Source organism: Xanthomonas sp., from assembly GCF_017163755.1.
Taxonomy (GTDB): Bacteria; Pseudomonadota; Gammaproteobacteria; order Xanthomonadales; family Xanthomonadaceae; genus Xanthomonas_A.
The window spans coordinates 1-578 of record NZ_JAFIWC010000064.1; the positions used below are offsets into that span (position 1 = coordinate 1).

At 68.5% G+C, this 578-nt stretch carries 1 pseudogene; it reads right to left on the reverse strand.

The window, feature by feature from the left end:
* A pseudogene (locus JR065_RS21340) lies at positions 1-578 on the reverse strand (ATP-dependent DNA ligase); the annotation flags it as partial.

Here is a 578-nt window from a genome sequence, read left to right on the forward strand (position 1 = left end):
TGCGGATGTCGGTGGCGGCCTTCTTGACCTCGGCGAACGGCACGTCCGGCCCGGGATCCAGGTCGAACACCACCCGGTCGGCCGAGTCCGGGCGATCGGCATGCGAACCCCAGGGATGGAACTCCAGCGCGTTGAACTGGACCAGCTCGAACAACCCGGCCGCGTCGTCGACCACCAGGTAGTAGGCGTTGTTGCCGCTCTCTTCCTTCAACCGCACCGACTTCACCAGTTCCAGGCCCGCGGTGTGGTGCTTCTGGAAGAAGCACGGCTTCTCGGCGCCGCTCGGGCAGCGGATGATCGACAGCGGCCGGCCGGCGATCTCCGGCAACAGGTGGTCCATCACCGCGGCGTAGTAGTCCCACACTTCCTGCTTGGTGGCGCCGATGTCCGGGAAGATGATCTTGGTCGGGCTGGAGAGCTTGGGCGGCCGGCGCTGGTTCTCGCCGCTCCCGGTCTTTTTCCTGGGCGCCAGCGCCGGCACTTCGGCGGGCTTGCCGGCGGGCGCCGGCCGGTCCGAGTCGCCCAGGTCGGCCACGTCCTTGTCGCACCGCACGGCCTTCAACGACGCCTGCCGCAAC